This is a genomic window from Psychrobacter sp. UBA6291, from assembly GCF_002439405.1.
In the GTDB taxonomy this organism is placed as follows: Bacteria; Pseudomonadota; Gammaproteobacteria; order Pseudomonadales; family Moraxellaceae; genus Psychrobacter; species Psychrobacter faecalis.
Window position 1 is genome coordinate 37,690 of the sequence record NZ_DJUD01000014.1, and the last position, 18,309, is coordinate 55,998.

Here is an 18,309-nt window from a genome sequence, read left to right on the forward strand (position 1 = left end):
ACGCAACTGAGTGCTGGCACTCATGGGTTAAAACTGAATGTTAGTATTCAGTTAGTTGGGAGCCAGTCCCAGCGGAAGGAGGGATATTCGTTAAATTAGTAGAAGGCTGAGTCGACAATTGGTTCTTTAGCGATTCAAACTCAGTCTTTAATTCTGATAATTGAGTCTTCAACGTTTCATTTCCTTCAGCTACGCCCTCTGTCTTTTCGTTGAGCGTTTTAAATGATTGCAAGACCAATTCTTGCTCTTGAGTACTCATGCCTGATTTCTTAGATGCAAACATGGTTGACAGCTTTTGCAAAAAATTATTAGCTTCAGGCTGGGTGTTTAGGTCTTGAGTCTGAGTGTCGGTAACTGGCTGCTCTGTGGTGTTATTAACTACTGGTGTTGCAGGATCAGTATTGGCTGCTGTAGCTGGGGCGGTTTTAGTCATAAGGATAAGCTCTTGATCATTAATGTCAGTGCGCAAGGCATCTGCATTACGGTTGAATTTTAGTGGTTCGATACCGCGGGATGCCGGTCTGTCAGTAACCGCAAGTCCAACTAAATAGGCGCGTCCAGTATCAGCAAATTTGGGGTAGAACTCGATAGACGTAAAAATCTTATTACCTTTTTGGTTCGCTTCGACCAAAGTAGGTAGAACAGATAACGTGGCATACAGACACATTAATTGAACGTTAGAACCATTTTGTGTGAAAGTTTCTACGCCATGATCAACTTTGATAATGTCACCTAACGCACCTTCATTATTTCTACCATTGAGCCCTGACCAATAATCGCTCATGTGCTCGCAGTTAATACGAGCAGTGTACTCAACAGGATCATATGTCTCAGACATATCAATAATTTGCTGCTGCGAGAGTGAACGGCCATCGACCGTTTGACCCTCACGGGCGACGCGAAAGCGTTTGACAACTCGTTTACCGGGCAATACAGGATCAGCCATAGTCAATCTCAGTTATTAATGTTTGATAATCTTTAAATAAGCTTTAGTTTGTCGGTTAAGAGGCATAACGGGCAACTGGTTGTTAACCGCAAAGTGGGTTTACGGTTACAAACAGCGTGGTTGCAAGGGTTACGCGCTATAAGCTATTGCCTTATGACTATTGACCAATCCCATATCATCGAAGACAGTAATGCGGATAACCGCGAACGCGCGCGCTTACTCTACGCGCAAGGCTTGAGCGTTACTGAAATATCCAAAGAATTGAGTGAAAAGCGCCCAACTGTCGCCAGCTGGAAAAAGCGTGACGCTTGGGTGCGCGCAAGTATTTTTGAAAATGTAAAATCGGCAATGCAAGCTCGATTGCTTATGCTGATTAACATGAAAAACAAAGGAAATGCCGAATATAAAGAAATCGACTTTTTTAACCAGCAATTAGAGCGGACAGCAAGAATAGAGCGTTATAACGAGGGTGGTAATGGTGCGACACTTAATCCAAAACTATCCAAACGATACAAAGAAGATCGTAAACCAGCCGTTAAGAACCTATTTACTGAAGAAGAAATCGACGCGTTAGAAGACGCCTTTAAATTAATGATTGAACCCTATAAGTTTCAGCAGCGTTGGGTTGAGATATTAAACGGCACTAAAAAGCATCGCGCTGCACGTATATTTATGATGCTGAAATCCCGCCAGATTGGGGCTACCTATGTCATAGCAATTTGGGCGCTTATTAATGCACTACGCACCAAAAAGAATAAAATATTCTTATCAGCGAGTAAGGCGCAGGCGTACCAATTTATTGAGTACATCAAAGCGTTTGTGTTTGAAGTGCTGGGCAGGAATATTGGTGGGGAGCCAATCGTACTGTCATTAGAAGACAATACTCAGGTTAGTCTTTATTACATGGGCACCAATGCATTGACGGCACAGGGTCGTCATGGCGATGTAATAATGGATGAGTTTTTCTGGATTCGTAAATTTAAAGAGTTCCGTGCCGTCGCCTCTGGCATGGCATCACAAAGTCATTTCCAGCAGGTCTATTTATCTACGCCAAGCAGTGTCTTGCATGAAGCCTATGCGTTTTGGACAGGTAAAGATGGTGTTAATAAAAAAGATATCGATACGTCACACAGCGCTTTAAAATCTGGGCGCTACTGTGATGATGGCAAATGGCGTTTAATCGTCACTATCAAAGATGCTATTCGTGGTGGTTTTGACAAACTTGACATAGCACAGCTGCTACTGGAGTACACACCCGAACGCTTTGCCAATCTGTTTATGTGTGTATTTCTTGATGACAGTAATAGTTATTTTCCTTTATCAGTACTGCAACCAAACATGGTGGATAGCTGGCAGATCTGGGATGACTTTACACCGCTAGGCAGCAAGAAATTTGCCAAACCAGTTTGGGTAGGCTATGACCCTAGCTTTACAGGCGATCGACCAGCATTGGCAGTCATCGCGCCGCCTGAAAAAGAGGGACAGCCGTATCGCATCTTAGAGCGTATGCACCTTGACCATATGCCACCACACGTCCAAGCACAGCACATCAAAAAGATTTGCGAGCGCTACGATGTTGAGTTTTTAGGTATTGATACAACAGGAGCTGGGATCTCAGTCGCTGAGCACGTTAAAAAATTCTATCCAAACTACACCGCCATTATCTATAGCGTTGAGAGTAAGACGCGTATGGCGCTCAGGGTTAAAGAGCTTTTCACCCGGCGCAAACTACATTTTGATGCGGGCAGCATTGATATCGCAAAAGCATTTATTGCTATCAAGCAAGCACTGACTGGCAGTCAACGCCAAATGACGTTTGTAAGTAGCCGTAGTAAAGAGGTTGGCCATAGTGATATTGCGTGGGCAATTATGAATGCGCTTGAAAAAGCACCACTTGCTAGTACGGATCAAATCAACGATGGCGTCCACAAATCACGAATCGGGGTACACAGATGACAGAAAAATCAATAGACAGCAATGGTCAGAAGATAATCATGCACAGCTTTGGGGACCCAGAGCCAGTGCTAGATGGGCGCAGTATGTTCGAATACGAATATTGCCCAATGTATCAAAACCACTATGAATATCCTTATGACATTGATGCGGTGGCCAAGCTGTATCATGCGACCAGCCACCATACAAGTGCACTGATCACCAAGCGCAATGTATTGGTCAGTTTATATAAGCCACACCCTAAATTAAGTCGCCAGGCTTTTATTAGCCTCGTAATAAATCTACTGGTATTTGATAACGCTTATGTTCAAGTAGTACGTAATAGATTAGGAGACGTATTACAGCTTCGACCAAAGCTTGCACGACATACACGTAAGTCAATCAGAGGCGATGGTTATCATCATGTTGATTATAGACAAGGCGCCGCAATTGAATACAATGAACAAATTATCCACATATTTAACCCTGATATTAATCAAGAAATCTATGGCGTCCCTGATTATCTGAGCAGTGTAAATGCCATTACTTTAAACGAAGCCGCAACATTATTCCGGCGCAGGTATTATAAAAACGGTGCTCATGCTGGATATATACTGCATGTATCAGATCCACTATCGACACAAGAGGATGTTGACGATTTAGAAGATGCAGTAAGAGAGTCGAAGGGTGCGGGTAACTTTAAGAACTTATTTATGTATACGCCTAATGGTAAACCTGATGGTGTTAAAGTTATACCTTTGGCAGAGGTAGCTGCCAAAGATGAATTTGCTAATATTAAGATTGCATCTCGTGACGATACATTAGCTGGTCACCGCGTGCCGCCACAGCTGATGGGAGTAGTACCAAACAATGCGGGAGGATTTGGTGATGCAAAAAAAGCAGCCGAAGTATTCTACTGGCATGAGATACTGACACTACAAAATATGCTACTTGATATCAACGAACAGGTTGGTGAGATAATTATTAGCTTCAACGAATACCAGCTGACCAAAGCTGACTGTTAAAATTATTTTTTAAACAAAAGGCCACTCATTATTGAGTGGCCTTTTTTTGTCATCTGACCATGGCAAAAATCGCTCCCTCCCGCCCGAGTTTCTTATACTTAATGCCTTTATTTTGATGCATCAGAATAGCCCCAGAAAGCCTACAGCTGTACGCTATTGATATGAGGGCGTGATGCAATATAATGCATTTTGATGCGCATTATGCAGCAATCTTAGAGCGTTTAAATATAGGGACGACGAAAAGAAAAGGTAATAAAGGTAATGGCTCTAAATTAACAACGTAAGTACATGATATAAAAGATTAATTTTCTTACCTCCAAAAGGTAATAATAGGTAAGGGAAAAGGTAATAAGTATAAAAATATCAATTAAATCATGCGTTTATATATATAGATATATTACTTTTAATAAAGGTAAGTTATTACTTATACATTACCTTTTTATTACCTTTTGAGAAATCGCTATAAGCCTTACAGATAAAGGGATATAAGCTACATAATTATTAATCTTACCTCTATTACCTTTTTATTTGACTGTGTGAAATATCTAGTGATTAAAACAAATAGTTTTCTATCGTACACTTTTGGACATTTTATTAATTAATCGTGGGTTAGGTGTGGGCTGCTATATAACGTACATAATAAATAACGCACTAGCTATAACCCTTGATATATAAGCGTTTAACATATTTGTTACTGTAGAGGTTGGCATATATAGAGGTTTCGAATCTCTCCGTCTCCGCCAAATTCAAAAAAGCCCCAATCAGTTATTGATTGGGGCTTTTTTTATGTTTGTATAAATGTGGTTTTTAAAAGCTTTGCGACCGCTTCATAGCAGCCTTACGTTAAAACTGATACCGTGCGACTGGGATGAATTTTCCGCAGCCTCTGCACTAGTAGAAAGCAAGGAAGATTTATCTCAGTCGTATATTGCTATAAACGTAAATTTTATTTTGCATTGATGATATGAGTTCTCTGTTATTTCGCTAGCGTTTGGTTATTTCGTTAACGTTTGCTTAAATACGACTTCTTGTCCATCTACCAAAACCAGTTTGCCTTCGCTAATCTCAATATGTATGCCCGTATAGTTTTTAATCGCGCGCATGACATTGATGTCTTCAATACTACTTTCGATGATAATTTTACCAGACTGCTCAGGTTCGATTGGTGGTTTGAACTGGGTCAATGGTACATTAAAGCTTTTGCTTTTGGTCAAATTCGCCTCTTGCATGGTGAGCTTACCTTTAAAGCTTTTAATTGCCACCTTACCGTGGTTTGAAAGCATAAACTGTAGTTTTACTTGGTTCAAACTGTCACTATCGCTGGTTTTTACGGGGAGTAAAGCGACAGGGTAATTTTGTGCTTTGGCAGTATGCACTTGCGGACTGGTGACAATCGGGCTTTTTTTGCCAGTAGGATTATTTGGATGCAAGCGCTCATATTCACGCTGCTGGATAAGCGCTTGCTTGATGGTGATACGTGGCATCGCTCCGGACTCATACGCGCCGCTGAGCTTCATCCGTAGCATATAACGGCTCAAGAGCTGTCTGTCAGCCTCAGGCAACCGCTCAAACGTATCGCCAAGCTTTTTTTGCCATTGGTCAGAGTTGGTTGGTATGGTCTGCCTGCTTGGATCTGCTGGCGGCTGCATGCAACCATTGATAACTGGCAACATCGCTACAGTGAATGCCAATAACATGGCCTTTTTTATATAGCGTGCACGGCCTGCGTGTTTATATAAACCAATCATCATATGCCTCCTTCTCAACCCATATCAATGCGAATAACTTTTATACCAATATAGCGCCTATCAATATAGCGCTTATGATAATTTTGTATGTTTGTTTATCGCTAATGGGTATTCGATGTTATTAAGCGTATTGAGAAGGGCATGTTTTGTGTAGCAAGTTCAAATTAAATAGCAAAAAAAAGACCAAGCGCCGTTAAGCAAACTTAGTCTTTTTTTTGTATGTATGATAAGCCAAGCGCTACTCTTTATCTTGCAGCTCAGACAGCGGGTGGGTGGTGGTATTATTATGCGTGACCACAATCGCCTCATCAATGATACGTTGGCTGACCCCGCGCTTACGTAGGCTTTCAATAAACACTTCATCATGCGCCAAGGTATAATCTTGATGGTCGCGATCCAATCCTTGACGAATGTATAGACGAATCAGACCTTGGATACGTTTAAAGCCCAGCTCTGCTGAGGTAGACTCTAATAATCTAATCATCTCTTCAGACAAGCGAATACTGATCGGACGCGTGATTTTTTGTGGATGATCAGAGAATTTATTTTTTATACGAACAGGTATCATAATAAACCATTACTTTTAGTGAGTAGGAATAAAACACTCAGACAAAAACGAACTTGGTCACAGCTCTTCTTACCATACAATAAAAATCGCCAAAAGAACACCGTCGCCGTATGAATATTGTGTTGGTGAATAAGGTAAGCTATTAAGGATTAAATAGCGACCATAAAAAAACCTCCATCAAATAGTTGATGAAGGTCTTTTAGAATATGGCTCTCCAACCTGGGCTCGAACCAGGGACACACGGATTAACAGTCCGTTGCTCTACCAACTGAGCTATTGGAGAATAAGTTGTCATAACGGTTGATTAAACAAGTTTTACAAAGCCTTTGGTAGGTGCGATTGCTTATCTTGTTTGCGTTATGTGGGGCACATTTTAGCCAAGTAGTTCTGGGCTGTCAACCTTATTAGGCGATAAATAATAAATATAATTATAAATAGGATAAAATTGTGGGTGTTTCTTGTTAAAGCGGCGCCTTTATTGACAGTGACGATGATTGCTGCTACTAAAATGTGTATAAAAACTAATTTTTCTTAATATTATAATAACTTACTTTATTCCTTAGTTTGATAAGACTATCTATTTGAAACTAAAGAAAAACCTTATATCACTTTAACCCTTAAAATCTTTATTTCATGCACCCATATAAACCTATAAAATAGTTAGCCCAGATTTTTTATCGTTTTGTTTAACTGACTGTTTCTAATTCAATACTTTCTACCAATATAGGTGCCCTACATATGAGTCCAACCATGATTGCTTACGGTTACCTTGCCATCGCTATTGTCTGCGAAGTCATTGGCACTACCTTTTTGGTCAAGTCAGAGCAGTTTACGCGCTTTGTGCCCACGCTCATTATGGCGGTGCTTTATGCGATTTCGTTCTATTTATTAACCCAAACCATAAAAACCATCCCTATCGGTATTGCTTATGCATTATGGGGCGGGCTTGGTATCGTATTGACTTCATTAGTAGGACTGTTCTTTTTTAAGCAAACGCTCGATACCGCAGCGATCATCGGCATTGCGATGATTGTTGGTGGGGTAGTGGTGATGAATTTATTGTCTAATTCTGTGGCACATTAAGTAAACAGGCATTAGTAGTCGTTAAACATTGAAACGTCAAGGACAAACACATTGACCACATTAAAGTATATCGCGCATTACTCTGAGCAAATTCAAAGCCAAGCGGCGACGCTGATTAGCACGGGCAGGCTAGGTGAGTATTTGGATAAAAACTATCCAAACCGTCACCAAGTACAAAGCGATAAAGCGCTATATCAATATAGTAATGAGATCAAAAATCAGTATATGCGCAAAAGCAGTCCGCTGTCGCAAGTTTCTTATAACAGTAAGCTTGCGGTGCTCAATCAGGCACTTGGCATTCATACCTACCAATCGCGCGTGCAAGGCAGTAAGCTAAAATCACATAATAGCATCACGGTAGCCAGCCTATTTAAAGAAGCGCCGCCTGAGTTTTTGCGTATGATCGTGGTGCATGAGTTGGCGCATTTTAAGGAGCAAGAGCATAACAAGGCCTTTTATCAGCTTTGCTGTCATATGGAGCCAAACTATCATCAATATGAGCTTGATACTCGTTTATGGTTGCATTGGCGCGAGTGCTAATCTATCGTGATGAAATAAAAGCTAACAATAATGCTAAGTCAATAAAATAGTAATAGGGCTAATGGCGATGAATAAAGCCGCTGTTTTAAGAGTAAGGTAGTCTATGAGTCAGTCAGCGCCGCAGTCCATGGCTAAAGATAAAAATAAAAAAGCATGGCTCATTCCTGTGCTGTGTCTCATCGCGGGTGGCGGATTGATCGGTATTTCTACCAATCTAGCCAAATTTGCAGGAGAGGTTGGTCTGACGCCGCTGGCATTTCTGTTTTGGTCTATCACAGGTGCGGCGTTTATTTTATTTAGTTATGCGTCGTTACGCCGCGAGCTGCCGCCGTTAAGCAAACCAACCTTGAGCTATTATTTGGTTGCGGCGTTGGTGAGTGTGGCAGGCTCCAATCTCATTTTCTTCTCTGCTATTCCGCATGTCGGCGCCAGTTTTGTCGCCTTGATTATTTCTCTGCCGCCGCTATTGACGTATCTCGCCGCTATCATCCTAAGAATAGAGCGCTTTACCAAGCTGCGCGCGCTTGGCGTGGTCGCGGCACTTGCCGGCGCCGGGGTGCTCGCCGCCCGTAAATTCGCTGCGCCCGATGCCAGTGTTTTTTGGATTGGGCTAGCGCTTTGTGGTCCAGTGTTATTGGCGATTGGTAATATTTATCGCACCTTATATTGGCCTGATAATCTCTCTCCGAGCGCGCTGGCACCGGGTATGCTGATAGCCGCATCCGTGCTACTTGGTTTGTTTAGCATTTTACCTAATTATTCTCTTGCCGTTCCGCTAGCTGAGATGTTGCCGTTAGGGTTGATTGCAGTGCAGGCGTTCGTTTTCGCTGGTCAGTTTTTACTGTTATTTTTACTGCAAAAAACGGGCGGCCCAGTATTACTAAGCTTATTAGGTTCGGTTGGGGCGGCCGTCGGTGTGCCTGTCGCTATCTTTTTGCAGGGAGAAAGTCCGCCAGAAGGGTTGTTTTTGGGTGCATCATTGATAGCGCTTGGGGTCGTGTTGGTTACCTATGGCGGGGTAAAAATGGCGGCATCAAACCAGCAGAATCGATAAAGGGTGGGCTTACGGCTAAAAGGGGTAAAAAGCAGCTAAACCGTTAAGTTTTTTAGGATTGAAAGATTAGGTTTAAATGTCCGCCGTCTTTGTCATACGATTGAGCATGGCTGCTAAGCGCGCATTGTTATCGGCAATATATTTATCACCAAGCGTTATTATCTCAGTAGGTGATTGTATGGTTTTAGGATAGTTAATTAGTCCTTTTTGAATGGCATTGTCGCCATTTGCTACCATCTTAACGATGCTTTCTTTGGTGACTTCAAAATGACACTGCCAAGCCATGACCCAAGTGCCAAGCGCTTTTTGCTGCGGCGTTTGATAAAGAAAGCCTTGATTAGGCCATGCTGCTGATGTCGCTAACGGAATCGCTCCTTGTGGATATTCAAACCCATCGCCATGCCAATGAAAGACCGTAAACGCCTGCTTTGGTAAGTCCTGTAGTAAAGGATGCGCCTGAGCGTCTTTAGTCAACTGAATGGGTAACCAGCCGATTTCTTTTACGCCTGCCGGCTTTACGCTCGCCCCCAAGCAGTGCGCAATAAGCTGCGCCCCCAAACATACACCTATCACTGTCTTTCCGCTATCCATACTTTGTTTAATCAGACGTTTTTCTTCAATTAACCAAGGATGGTTGTCCTCATCGTGGACACTCATCGGCCCGCCCATCACAATTAACCAGTCAAAACTGCCAAGCGCTGGCAAGGTGTCTTTATTATAAGAACGCGTGTAGGTAATAGTGAGTTGATGATTAATTGCCCAATGCTTAATAAAGCTGAGGTCTTCGTAATCTGTGTGAAATAAAGCATGAATGCGTGTCATCTGATGATCTCGATTAAGAAGTTATATTTTTATAATATTGACAGTCTATAAGCTATGAGCTGTCTTAGATAGTGGAAACTATTTAGAGTACTCTAATTCTCTTAAGTGTTTCATTATAAAGCGTAAAATTAGCTATTCTTATAATAACCTAATATTGTGATAGAAAAGGCTTGCAAAGTTTTAAAAACTTGCTAAAATGCATGTCCTAAATAGGCGTATAGCTCAGTTGGTTAGAGCGCTACCTTGACATGGTAGAGGTCGTTGGTTCGAATCCGATTACGCCTACCAGATTCGAAAGCCCCAATCTTTATGATTGGGGCTTTTTTTATGCCCGTTTTACAAGCGTTGTAGCAGGAAATATCTGCACCCAACATTTTATAAACACAGTTAGATAATCAGCTCCGCACGATTCAAAAAGACGACATTAGCTAATGCAATGGTTATGTTTTTTGTAGGAAAATTAGACGATAGACGCTAATTTTCATAAAAAAATGGTGATCATACTTAAAGTACAACCACCACAGCAGAGTGTTTCAAAAACAGAATCGCTAAAAACTAAACAGCAGGCTTAAATTTTCTACGATAGATACTTCGCAACACTGGCATAAACACCATTAAAATAGCCAATAACCATAACACCATAGTGATAGGGCTGCCCCACAGAATACTTAGCTCACCTTGAGAAATAGATAGCGCGCGTCTTAAGTTAGATTCCATCAGCTCGCCCAAAACATAACCTAAAATAAGCGCTGATAATGGGAAGTTTAACTTACGTAAGAAATAACCGAACACCCCGAGTGCGACCATAAAGACCAGATCAAAAGTCGTACTATGAATCGAGTATACGCCAACAAAGCTGACCGCAGCAATTGCTGGTACTAAGATATAATTTGGCACGTTTAGCAATTTTGCAAATAAGCCAACCAATGGAATATTCATTACCAGCAAAATAACGTTACAGATAAATAAAGAGGCAATCAGACCCCAAACGATATCAGGCTGCTCGGTAAATAACTGCGGACCTGGTGTGATGTTATATAGAGTCAATGCGCCCATCATGACCGCTGTGGTACCTGAACCTGGCACACCTAAAGTCAGCATAGGCACAAACGAGCCACAAGCTGAGGCATTATTCGCTGCCTCTGGCGATGCAACACCGCGCAGATCACCGTCGCCAAACGTACCTTTATCACCAGCGATTTTGCGTTCACTGGCATAAGTCATGGCGCTTGCAATAGTAGCCCCTGCACCTGGCAAGATACCAACGACAAAGCCCATTAAACCACTACGTAACATCGCGCCCAAGGTAAACATAAACTCTTTAAGGTTTAATAAACTACGCTTACCTTGCTCAATGACCTTGTGTCCAGTAGTAGTTTTTTCGAGTAAGATTAAGATTTCACTGACACTGAAAAAACCAATTACAATGGTGGTAAATTGGATGCCATCAGATAGATTGACCGAATCAAAAGTAAAGCGGTAAATCCCTGTAACCGCATCGACACCAACCGTCGCCAAACCAAGACCGATTAGAGCGGCAATACCAGTTTTAACCGGTTGATCACCGACCAAACCGCTTAGACACGTAATAGCAAATACCATCAATACAAAATATTCGGCGGGCCCAAATGAGATGGCCCACTTGGCTAATAACGGGGCAAATAAAACCACACCGATCGTGGCAATCGTTGCACCAATGAAGGAACTAACGGCGGATAAAGACAGTGCAATACCAGCTTTGCCTTGTTTGGCTAATGGATAACCATCTAACGTCGTCATAATAGCGCCAGCATCACCTGGTACGTTGATAAGAATGGCGGAGATACGACCACCATATTCACAACCAAGATAGACGGCGGCAAGTAAGATGAGCGCACTTTCTGGTGGTAATCCTAAAGCAAAGGCGAAAGGCAGTAATATCGCCACACCGTTAATAGGACCAAGTCCAGGCAACATACCGACAATGGTACCCAAAAAAGCACCGATAAGTGCAATCAGTAAGTTCTCTGGGGTAGATGCAATAGCGAAACCATGCATCAAAAAATCAAAAGTATCCATACTGGCTATCCTATTATCCCTGATAACAATCCAAGTGGTAATTTGACATCCAAAAGTATGTCAAATAAGACGTATAAGCCAATACTGATTAACACTGAAAAGATAAAGCTTTTAAGCGGGTTGCCAGCAAATAGTAAACCTACGGCAAAGGACATCAGAATGGTGGCAACAATAAAGCCCAGTACCTCAAAAATCAAACCATAGACAAGTAACGCAAGCGCACAAAGTACTAAGTTTCTAATGATTGGTTTGGTAAGCCCTAATTCTATCGGCTTGGTAAAGCTTGCTGGACGAAAAGCAACAACTAGCGCGCCAAATGCCAGCAATGAAAAAATTAAAATCGGGTAAGGGCGAGGGCCGATGGGATCGTAGGCAATAGGGGCGACATAGCCAATGGCTAGGTATATCAAAAATAAGCTCACCAGTGCCATTAGCCCAGAAAACAGACGTTCCATAGTCATAATAGGACTCCTAGAATGTTAGGGCAAAAAGGCTGGCATCTCTATTTTCTGCCAGCCTTTTGAGAATACGATTAAACTTTAGTATTCAATCAATAACGTGATTGAACACCAAGCTCACTATTTGGCTTCAGCCTCAACAAGACCGTATTCAGCAGACAACTCACGAAGCTCGCCCGTACGCTTATAAACATACTCTTGTAGCTCTTCACCGGTCATAGAGAACGGCAATAATTCTTGCTGTTCACGTAGCTCAGCAAATTTTGGATCGGCAAGCATCTTATCAAAGGCATCCTTCCACCAGTTATAAGCACTTGGGCTCACATCTGGACCCATGTAGTAACCACGAACGACCGGCCACGTGACATCATAGCCTTGCTCTTTAGCAGTAGGAATATCGCTCATAGTGCCATCCAACCTTTCATCGGCAAATACGGCTAGGACGCGCAATTTGCCAGCAGTGGTTTGCGGCATAAGCTCGGCAATGCCGGCACTAACGGCGGTGATGTGATTACCCATGACTGCTGTAATAGCCTCACCGCCGCCTTCCATCGCAACATAGGTCATATCGTTAGGATTGACGCCAACGGCTTTGGCCAATATGGCAGTTTGCATCCAATCTTGACCGCCGACACTGCCACCTGCGCCAAAGCTGACTGATTTTGGATTTGTTTTTAGAACCTTAACCAAATCATCTAAAGTTTTGATGTCTGAATCCGCATTGACGGCGACAGCGCCATAATCTGTGCCGACACCGGCTAGCCATTTCACATCTTTTTCAGTGAATTTACCAAATTTACCTTGTGATAAATTAAGAATAGAGCCGGTTGAGAAGGCAATAATGGCATCACCATTATCACGATCATTGGCAACGATTTTGTTATAAGCAACCGCACCAACCCCGCCTGGCATATAAGTCACGCGCATAGGATCTTTTAAGATGCCAGTGTCTTTCAAACCCGCTTGAGCAAGCTTACAAGTCAAGTCAAAGCCGCCACCTGGCTTGGCAGGTGCGATACATTCAGGACGTGAAGGAGCAGTCAGCTCACTTGAGCCATCTGTCGCGGCTGCATCTGTACTGGTCGTTTCATTAGCGTTGTTACAGGCAGTCAAAGATAGAATAGATAGGCCAAGAGCCAGATAGGAAAGTTTTTTCACACGACACTCCTTGTGTGTATATTTGTACTAAAGTTTCAATAGAATTCTGATCGGCGCAACCCGTTATTAAAGCTTGGAGCTACGATCAGACTAACGAAGTTTCTGCATTTCATCAAAATATGTTTTTTTGTCACTGTATAAAAGTAACAGAATATTTTGTAAATGACAAGAAACATATGTATGTCTGTATGAATTTTATTATACTATAGAGACGCATAAGGGTATTGACTATTATTCTTATGCTTAGCTTTCAGTTATAAATAACAAACACTTTTATAGCTTTCTCTTATTTATAAGGCATTAAAAGATAAGTTGGATCACTAAGATTGCTATTATCCCAACACAGATGTCTAAGGGCACAGCTTTGAATAACAGAGCAGTAAAGAGCTTATTTTTTTCTATAACGACTTGAGAGGCGCCTAACATGAGACTACCACCTGATGAAAAAGGTGACAGTGATGAGCTTTGCGCGCCCACAACAATACAGGTAAAGAGTAATAAAGGACTTATGCCAGAGGCAACGGCTAGGGGTAACACTATAGGAAACAAAGTAGGGGCGACGACGCCAAGTGTACTGGCAAATACGGACATGATTGCGCTGATAACGAAGACTAGCGTCGGTATCAACCAGATAGGGACGTTGGTACTGAGCCATTCGGTGAGCTCGTAAATGACCCCTACCTCTACACCGAGGCGAATCAACATACCGACACCGCAAATCATAATAAGCGTATTCCAAGGTATGAGTGCTATCACTGCTCTTTCGTCGCCTAACTTTAAAAATAGGCTGATTAAAGCAAAAATAACCGCGATAAAACCAATATCGATCCGAGCGTTCAAAAACTCAATCGCTGATACTTGCGGCATGAGTAGATTTAAAATAGGGACAATCAGCACAGTCGCCATCATGATAAAAATCAGCATAATAGATTGTTTTTGCTTACTATCAAAAGGCTCTGGCATTGTCGTTTCAATCGAGATTTTGCTATTTTTGGCACTGAACACGCTATAGCCACCCAAGAGAATTACAGGTATGACAAAAGTAGCAGCGAAAACCCCTAAAACATACGTAAAGCTATTATCATTGGCAACGCCTGCGCCGCGCATCAGCTCCCTAAAGATAACGCCGCTTTGTGAGGTAATAAAGTTAGCACCGGCGAGCGCACCATAATTGACAGATAAGGTGGCAATAACGATATTTAAATTGGTACGTTTAGACAAAAGCAGAATCATCGGTGCCATTGTCGCCAAAACGGTGTAATAGCCTGCGCCTAAGCCTGCGACAACTGTAGCAACAAAAAAGATAATCAATGGCAAAAATGCTGGAAAATGACGACACCTATAGATTAAATGGTTCGATAGTTTTTCTAACGCACCGTTTGCCAGAGGGAAGTTATAAAAAAGCGTCACCGCAAAAATGACAAAGAAGATTTTTAGCGGCCATAGCTCAATAATCTCATAAGCCTTTAGACCCATACCGAAACAACCAATCAGATATGAAAACGCAATAGCAAACAAGCCGATATTGATTTTGGTGGTATAGCCTAAAATGATGCATATTACGATGGCTGCGAGAATATAAAGTGTCACAACTGCCCCTTGATTTTAACGGTATGAATTCTATAAAAAGCCATAGCAGCTTTTATAGAGTAAAAAGCAGTACGCTAATATCGAAAAATAGCTTTATAAACGACAAGTCATATAAGCCTTAGCAGCGCCTCTAATTAAGTAGAATGATAGCAAAAAAACTCATATGAACTAGATAAGGTTGATAATAACAAGCGGATCAAAAATACCTATTAAAACGATTAGAATGGTCTTACTTTTACGGCAATAATGTCGCTTAAAAAGAATCGAGTTATTAAAAATTTTCCATGACGGTGAAACAATGATAGATAATTTCAAAAACTTTAAAATGCCACGATATGAGCAGGTAAGATGGCACATACAAACCTTACTGACAGAGAGCAAGTGGGATGAAAACACACCTTTACCTAGCGAGCAAGAGTTTGCTGATAAATATCAGGTATCGGTAGGCACCGTGCGTAAAGCGGTTGAAAAACTGGTGGAGGAAGGGGTTTTAATAAAACAGCAGGGCAGAGGGACGTTTTTAAAGCGTCCAGATTTTAATAGCTCATTATTAAGATTTTTTAAATTTCGTGATAAAGAATCTGGTTATGTCACGCCAACAGGAATAATTAAAAAAATCTCAGTGATAGACGCGATTGATGATATTAACCAAAAATTAGATATAGATGAACATGAAGCGCTCATTTATATAGAGCGGGTTCGTATTGTCGAAGATAAAGTCTTACTGAGTGAAAAGATATGGCTTCCTAAAAACTGTTACGAAGCCTTTGCAAACTTGGCGCCTGAAGATTTTGAGAATCTTCTTTATCCTTTCTATTATACAAAGTGTGGACAGTTTGTGTCGTCTGCCGTAGAGACGCTATTTTTTATAACCAATCATATAGACCCTTATTTAGGCAATACTAAACAAGAAAGTTTGGTTAAAGTATGCCGTATTGCCAGAAATTTAGAGGGTGACTCTATCGAGTATAGAGAGTCATATGGATTGGCAGGGAAGTTTAGTTATGAAATCAATATCATTTAATCATTATGATAGACCGTCAATGAAACCAAATGACTTATTAAAACAGCACATTAACGTTTCTTATTATCATTATTATCCCACTAATAACCATGAGTATGAGTAGCATTATTCTAAACTGACTAATCGTCATTCCCGCTAAAAAATGCTTGCCAATGATATTGCCGACGACCGCCCCTAACCCTAGTACCAGTCCATATAGCCAAAGCTTGGCAGGAAATACGCCAAAGAAAGCGTAGCCGCCGATTTGCATGATACCCACAAAAAAGGAGTTGGCAGTTTTGGTAGCAATCAGGTTTTCTTTTTCTAGTCCAGCATTCATATAAAAAGGGTTGAGTATAGGACCGAGACCACCGACCAAAGTACTCATAAAAGCAATGACAAACCCCAAAGGGATAAAGCCGAATTTTGGCATATCAAAGGTTTTATCGACTTTACCGAACCTATATTGGAAAATGGTCGATACCAAAAATACGCCAACCAATAACTGAATCCACCCTGCATCCAAGCGACTAAATACCAAGGCGGCAAGCCATGCCCCTACAATGGCACTAGGAACATAGTATCTGGTCAAGGACCAATCAATGTCATGCCAAAATAGATAGAGCCGTGAGGCATTGCTGATAAGCGTGGCCAAATTGATCACGGGAGGCGTAACGGCTGTTCCTATCATTGAAGAGGTGACAGGTATCAATAGCATGGCCCCGCCGCCGCCAGACACCGTAGAGATGATAAAAGCGACCATGCCAGCGACAAATAAGCCTGCCAAGTGCCAATTCGGGATGGTGTGCAATAGCTCTAAAACACTGGTCACTATAAAATCCTATTCCATCAAATTCTAAAGTATCTTAAATGACTGATAGTATGAGTAGTCGAAATGTTTAAACTAGTAATCTACTTTATTAAGGCCTCTAAAATGCAAATCGCGGCAATAGCCTGTAAAACTAATAATAGCTCAGTTCAAAATAACGGGTATTTAATGCTGTTTGAAAGAGACTTACATTATCTTTATCTTTGATAAAGTATGGTGGCACCAACGCTTGCTCATTGTTGTTCCGATAGACCTGCTAGCCATTAAGCTTTGTTTGAGAGACGAACAAAGCTTAATGGCTAGGCAACATAGAAATGTTACTATAACTCTTAAAACTAATAACGATGACAGTTATTTAATGCTGATTGTTTGCTAGCAGTCGTTTTTAGTATCCATTCATTTAAAACTAAAATAAACAGGAGCAAAACATGGGCTTATTGGTTGATGGTCAATGGCAGGATAAGTGGTATGACACCGAGGCGAGCGGTGGACGCTTCGTACGCGAAGATGCTGGTTTTAGAAACTGGGTAACAGCGGACGGTAGCGCAGGGCCAACCGGCGTGGGTGGCTTTAAAGCCGAAGCCAATCGCTATCATTTATATGTGTCGCTTGCTTGCCCGTGGGCGCACCGCACCACGATTTATCGCAAACTAAAAGGCTTGGAAGATATGATTTCGCTGTCTGTCGTGCATCCCTTTATGGGCGATAAAGGTTGGACGTTTGCAGAAGGTGCTGGCGTGATTGCCGATCCGATTGTCAATGCCAGCTATTTATATGAAGTATATGTCGCTGCCAAGCCTGATTATACCGGACGCGTCACAGTGCCAATATTATGGGACAAAAAAACCAATACCATCGTCAGTAATGAATCCTCTGAAATCATTCGGATGTTAAATTCTGCTTTCGATAAAGTAGGGGCGACGGACGTTAGTTTTTTACCATCAGAATTGCTCGCAGAAATCGATACGATTAATGAGTTTGTGTATTCAGCGGTGAATAACGGCGTGTATAAAGCAGGGTTTGCCACGACCGAAGCTGCGTACAAAGAAGCAGTAGTAACGTTGTTTGATGCGCTTGATACGTTAGAGGCGCGTTTGGCAGACCAACGTTACTTGCTCGGTGATACGGTTACTGAAGCCGATTGGCGTTTATTCACCACGCTAGTACGGTTTGATGCAGTATATGTTGGGCATTTTAAATGTAATATCCGCCGTATTGTTGATTATCCCAACCTTTGGGGCTATCTGCGTGATTTATATCAGGTGCCCGGTATCGCCGAGACGGTGAGTATCGAGCATATCAAGGCGCATTATTACACCAGTCACGCCAACATTAATCCCACGCGTATTATTCCTGTCGGTCCACTGCTTGACTTTAACGAACCTCATGACCGTACGCGTTTCTAGCTTTTATTGAGCTTTTTAAATTAAGCTAAGAAAAAACCGCGCCAGCTTCTATAGAAGCTGGCGCGGTTCTTTGTATAAAACGATTTAAT

At 41.8% G+C, this 18,309-nt stretch carries 16 protein-coding genes and 2 tRNA genes; 8 read left to right on the forward strand and 10 right to left on the reverse strand.

What is annotated here, in order from left to right:
- Positions 1-40: 40 nt before the first annotated feature.
- The gene (locus B3R91_RS01665; RefSeq protein ID WP_286796150.1) at positions 41-946 is read right to left on the reverse strand and encodes a GPO family capsid scaffolding protein; all 906 of its coding nucleotides are present in this window, start codon (positions 944-946) and stop codon (positions 41-43) included.
- 153 nt (positions 947-1,099) lie between these two features.
- Here B3R91_RS01665 and B3R91_RS01670 point away from each other — a divergent pair, with 153 nt between their 5' ends.
- Positions 1,100-2,902 (forward strand): terminase large subunit domain-containing protein, encoded by a 1,803-nt coding sequence (locus tag B3R91_RS01670; protein ID WP_286796152.1) that lies wholly within the window; start codon positions 1,100-1,102, stop codon positions 2,900-2,902.
- Complete coding sequence (locus B3R91_RS01675; protein WP_286796154.1) at positions 2,899-3,903, forward strand: phage portal protein; 1,005 nt, start codon at positions 2,899-2,901, stop codon at positions 3,901-3,903. The genes B3R91_RS01670 and B3R91_RS01675 overlap by 4 nt, the downstream gene beginning before the upstream one ends.
- 995 nt (positions 3,904-4,898) lie before the next feature.
- Here the strand turns inward: B3R91_RS01675 and B3R91_RS01680 are convergent.
- The 3 genes from B3R91_RS01680 to B3R91_RS01690 form a co-directional block, all read right to left on the reverse strand.
- Complete coding sequence (locus tag B3R91_RS01680; RefSeq protein WP_286796156.1) at positions 4,899-5,654, reverse strand: hypothetical protein; 756 nt, start codon at positions 5,652-5,654, stop codon at positions 4,899-4,901.
- A gap of 235 nt (positions 5,655-5,889) precedes the next feature.
- Entirely contained in the window at positions 5,890-6,219 is a 330-nt protein-coding gene (locus tag B3R91_RS01685; protein ID WP_068408103.1) for a CopG family transcriptional regulator, read from the reverse strand.
- A 207-nt stretch (positions 6,220-6,426) separates the two neighbouring features.
- Positions 6,427-6,502, reverse strand: a tRNA-Asn gene (locus tag B3R91_RS01690).
- Positions 6,503-6,957: 455 nt separating this feature from the next.
- On the opposite strand from B3R91_RS01690, the gene B3R91_RS01695 reads away from it, so the two are divergent.
- The 3 genes from B3R91_RS01695 to B3R91_RS01705 all read left to right on the forward strand — a co-directional run bounded on the left by B3R91_RS01695 (position 6,958) and on the right by B3R91_RS01705 (position 8,896).
- A complete protein-coding gene (locus B3R91_RS01695; protein ID WP_082894398.1) occupies positions 6,958-7,302 on the forward strand; it encodes a DMT family transporter in 345 nt (114 codons plus the stop codon).
- 51 nt (positions 7,303-7,353) lie between these two features.
- Positions 7,354-7,842 (forward strand): M48 family metallopeptidase, encoded by a 489-nt coding sequence (locus B3R91_RS01700; protein ID WP_286796159.1) that lies wholly within the window; start codon positions 7,354-7,356, stop codon positions 7,840-7,842.
- Positions 7,843-7,945: 103 nt separating this feature from the next.
- Positions 7,946-8,896 carry a DMT family transporter gene (locus B3R91_RS01705; protein WP_286796161.1) on the forward strand — a complete coding sequence of 317 codons (951 nt, stop codon included), beginning with the start codon at positions 7,946-7,948 and terminating at the stop codon, positions 8,894-8,896.
- Between the two features lie 72 nt (positions 8,897-8,968).
- Here B3R91_RS01705 and B3R91_RS01710 read toward each other — a convergent pair whose 3' ends face one another.
- Positions 8,969-9,718 carry a type 1 glutamine amidotransferase gene (locus tag B3R91_RS01710; RefSeq protein WP_286796163.1) on the reverse strand — a complete coding sequence of 250 codons (750 nt, stop codon included), beginning with the start codon at positions 9,716-9,718 and terminating at the stop codon, positions 8,969-8,971.
- A 211-nt stretch (positions 9,719-9,929) separates the two neighbouring features.
- On the opposite strand from B3R91_RS01710, the gene B3R91_RS01715 reads away from it, so the two are divergent.
- A tRNA-Val gene (locus B3R91_RS01715) sits at positions 9,930-10,006 on the forward strand.
- A 267-nt stretch (positions 10,007-10,273) separates the two neighbouring features.
- Here the strand turns inward: B3R91_RS01715 and B3R91_RS01720 are convergent.
- The 4 genes from B3R91_RS01720 to B3R91_RS01735 all read right to left on the reverse strand — a co-directional run bounded on the left by B3R91_RS01720 (position 10,274) and on the right by B3R91_RS01735 (position 14,982).
- Positions 10,274-11,776, reverse strand: coding sequence for a tripartite tricarboxylate transporter permease (locus tag B3R91_RS01720; protein ID WP_068406030.1), 1,503 nt, complete (start codon positions 11,774-11,776; stop codon positions 10,274-10,276).
- Positions 11,777-11,781: 5 nt separating this feature from the next.
- Positions 11,782-12,237, reverse strand: a complete 456-nt coding sequence (locus tag B3R91_RS01725) for a tripartite tricarboxylate transporter TctB family protein (protein WP_068406033.1) — start codon at positions 12,235-12,237, stop codon at positions 11,782-11,784.
- 117 nt (positions 12,238-12,354) lie between these two features.
- A complete protein-coding gene (locus B3R91_RS01730; RefSeq protein WP_068406035.1) occupies positions 12,355-13,392 on the reverse strand; it encodes a Bug family tripartite tricarboxylate transporter substrate binding protein in 1,038 nt (345 codons plus the stop codon).
- Positions 13,393-13,692: 300 nt separating this feature from the next.
- Positions 13,693-14,982 (reverse strand): SLC13 family permease, encoded by a 1,290-nt coding sequence (locus B3R91_RS01735; protein WP_286796167.1) that lies wholly within the window; start codon positions 14,980-14,982, stop codon positions 13,693-13,695.
- A 298-nt stretch (positions 14,983-15,280) separates the two neighbouring features.
- Here B3R91_RS01735 and B3R91_RS01740 point away from each other — a divergent pair, with 298 nt between their 5' ends.
- On the forward strand, positions 15,281-16,006 hold the full coding sequence (locus B3R91_RS01740; protein WP_286796169.1) for a GntR family transcriptional regulator: 726 nt from the start codon (positions 15,281-15,283) through the stop codon (positions 16,004-16,006).
- Positions 16,007-16,043: 37 nt separating this feature from the next.
- Here B3R91_RS01740 and B3R91_RS01745 read toward each other — a convergent pair whose 3' ends face one another.
- A complete protein-coding gene (locus B3R91_RS01745) occupies positions 16,044-16,817 on the reverse strand; it encodes a sulfite exporter TauE/SafE family protein (RefSeq protein ID WP_286796171.1) in 774 nt (257 codons plus the stop codon).
- A gap of 425 nt (positions 16,818-17,242) precedes the next feature.
- Here B3R91_RS01745 and B3R91_RS01750 point away from each other — a divergent pair, with 425 nt between their 5' ends.
- Positions 17,243-18,220, forward strand: coding sequence for a glutathione S-transferase family protein (locus B3R91_RS01750; RefSeq protein ID WP_286796173.1), 978 nt, complete (start codon positions 17,243-17,245; stop codon positions 18,218-18,220).
- The last annotated feature ends 89 nt before the right edge of the window (positions 18,221-18,309 follow it).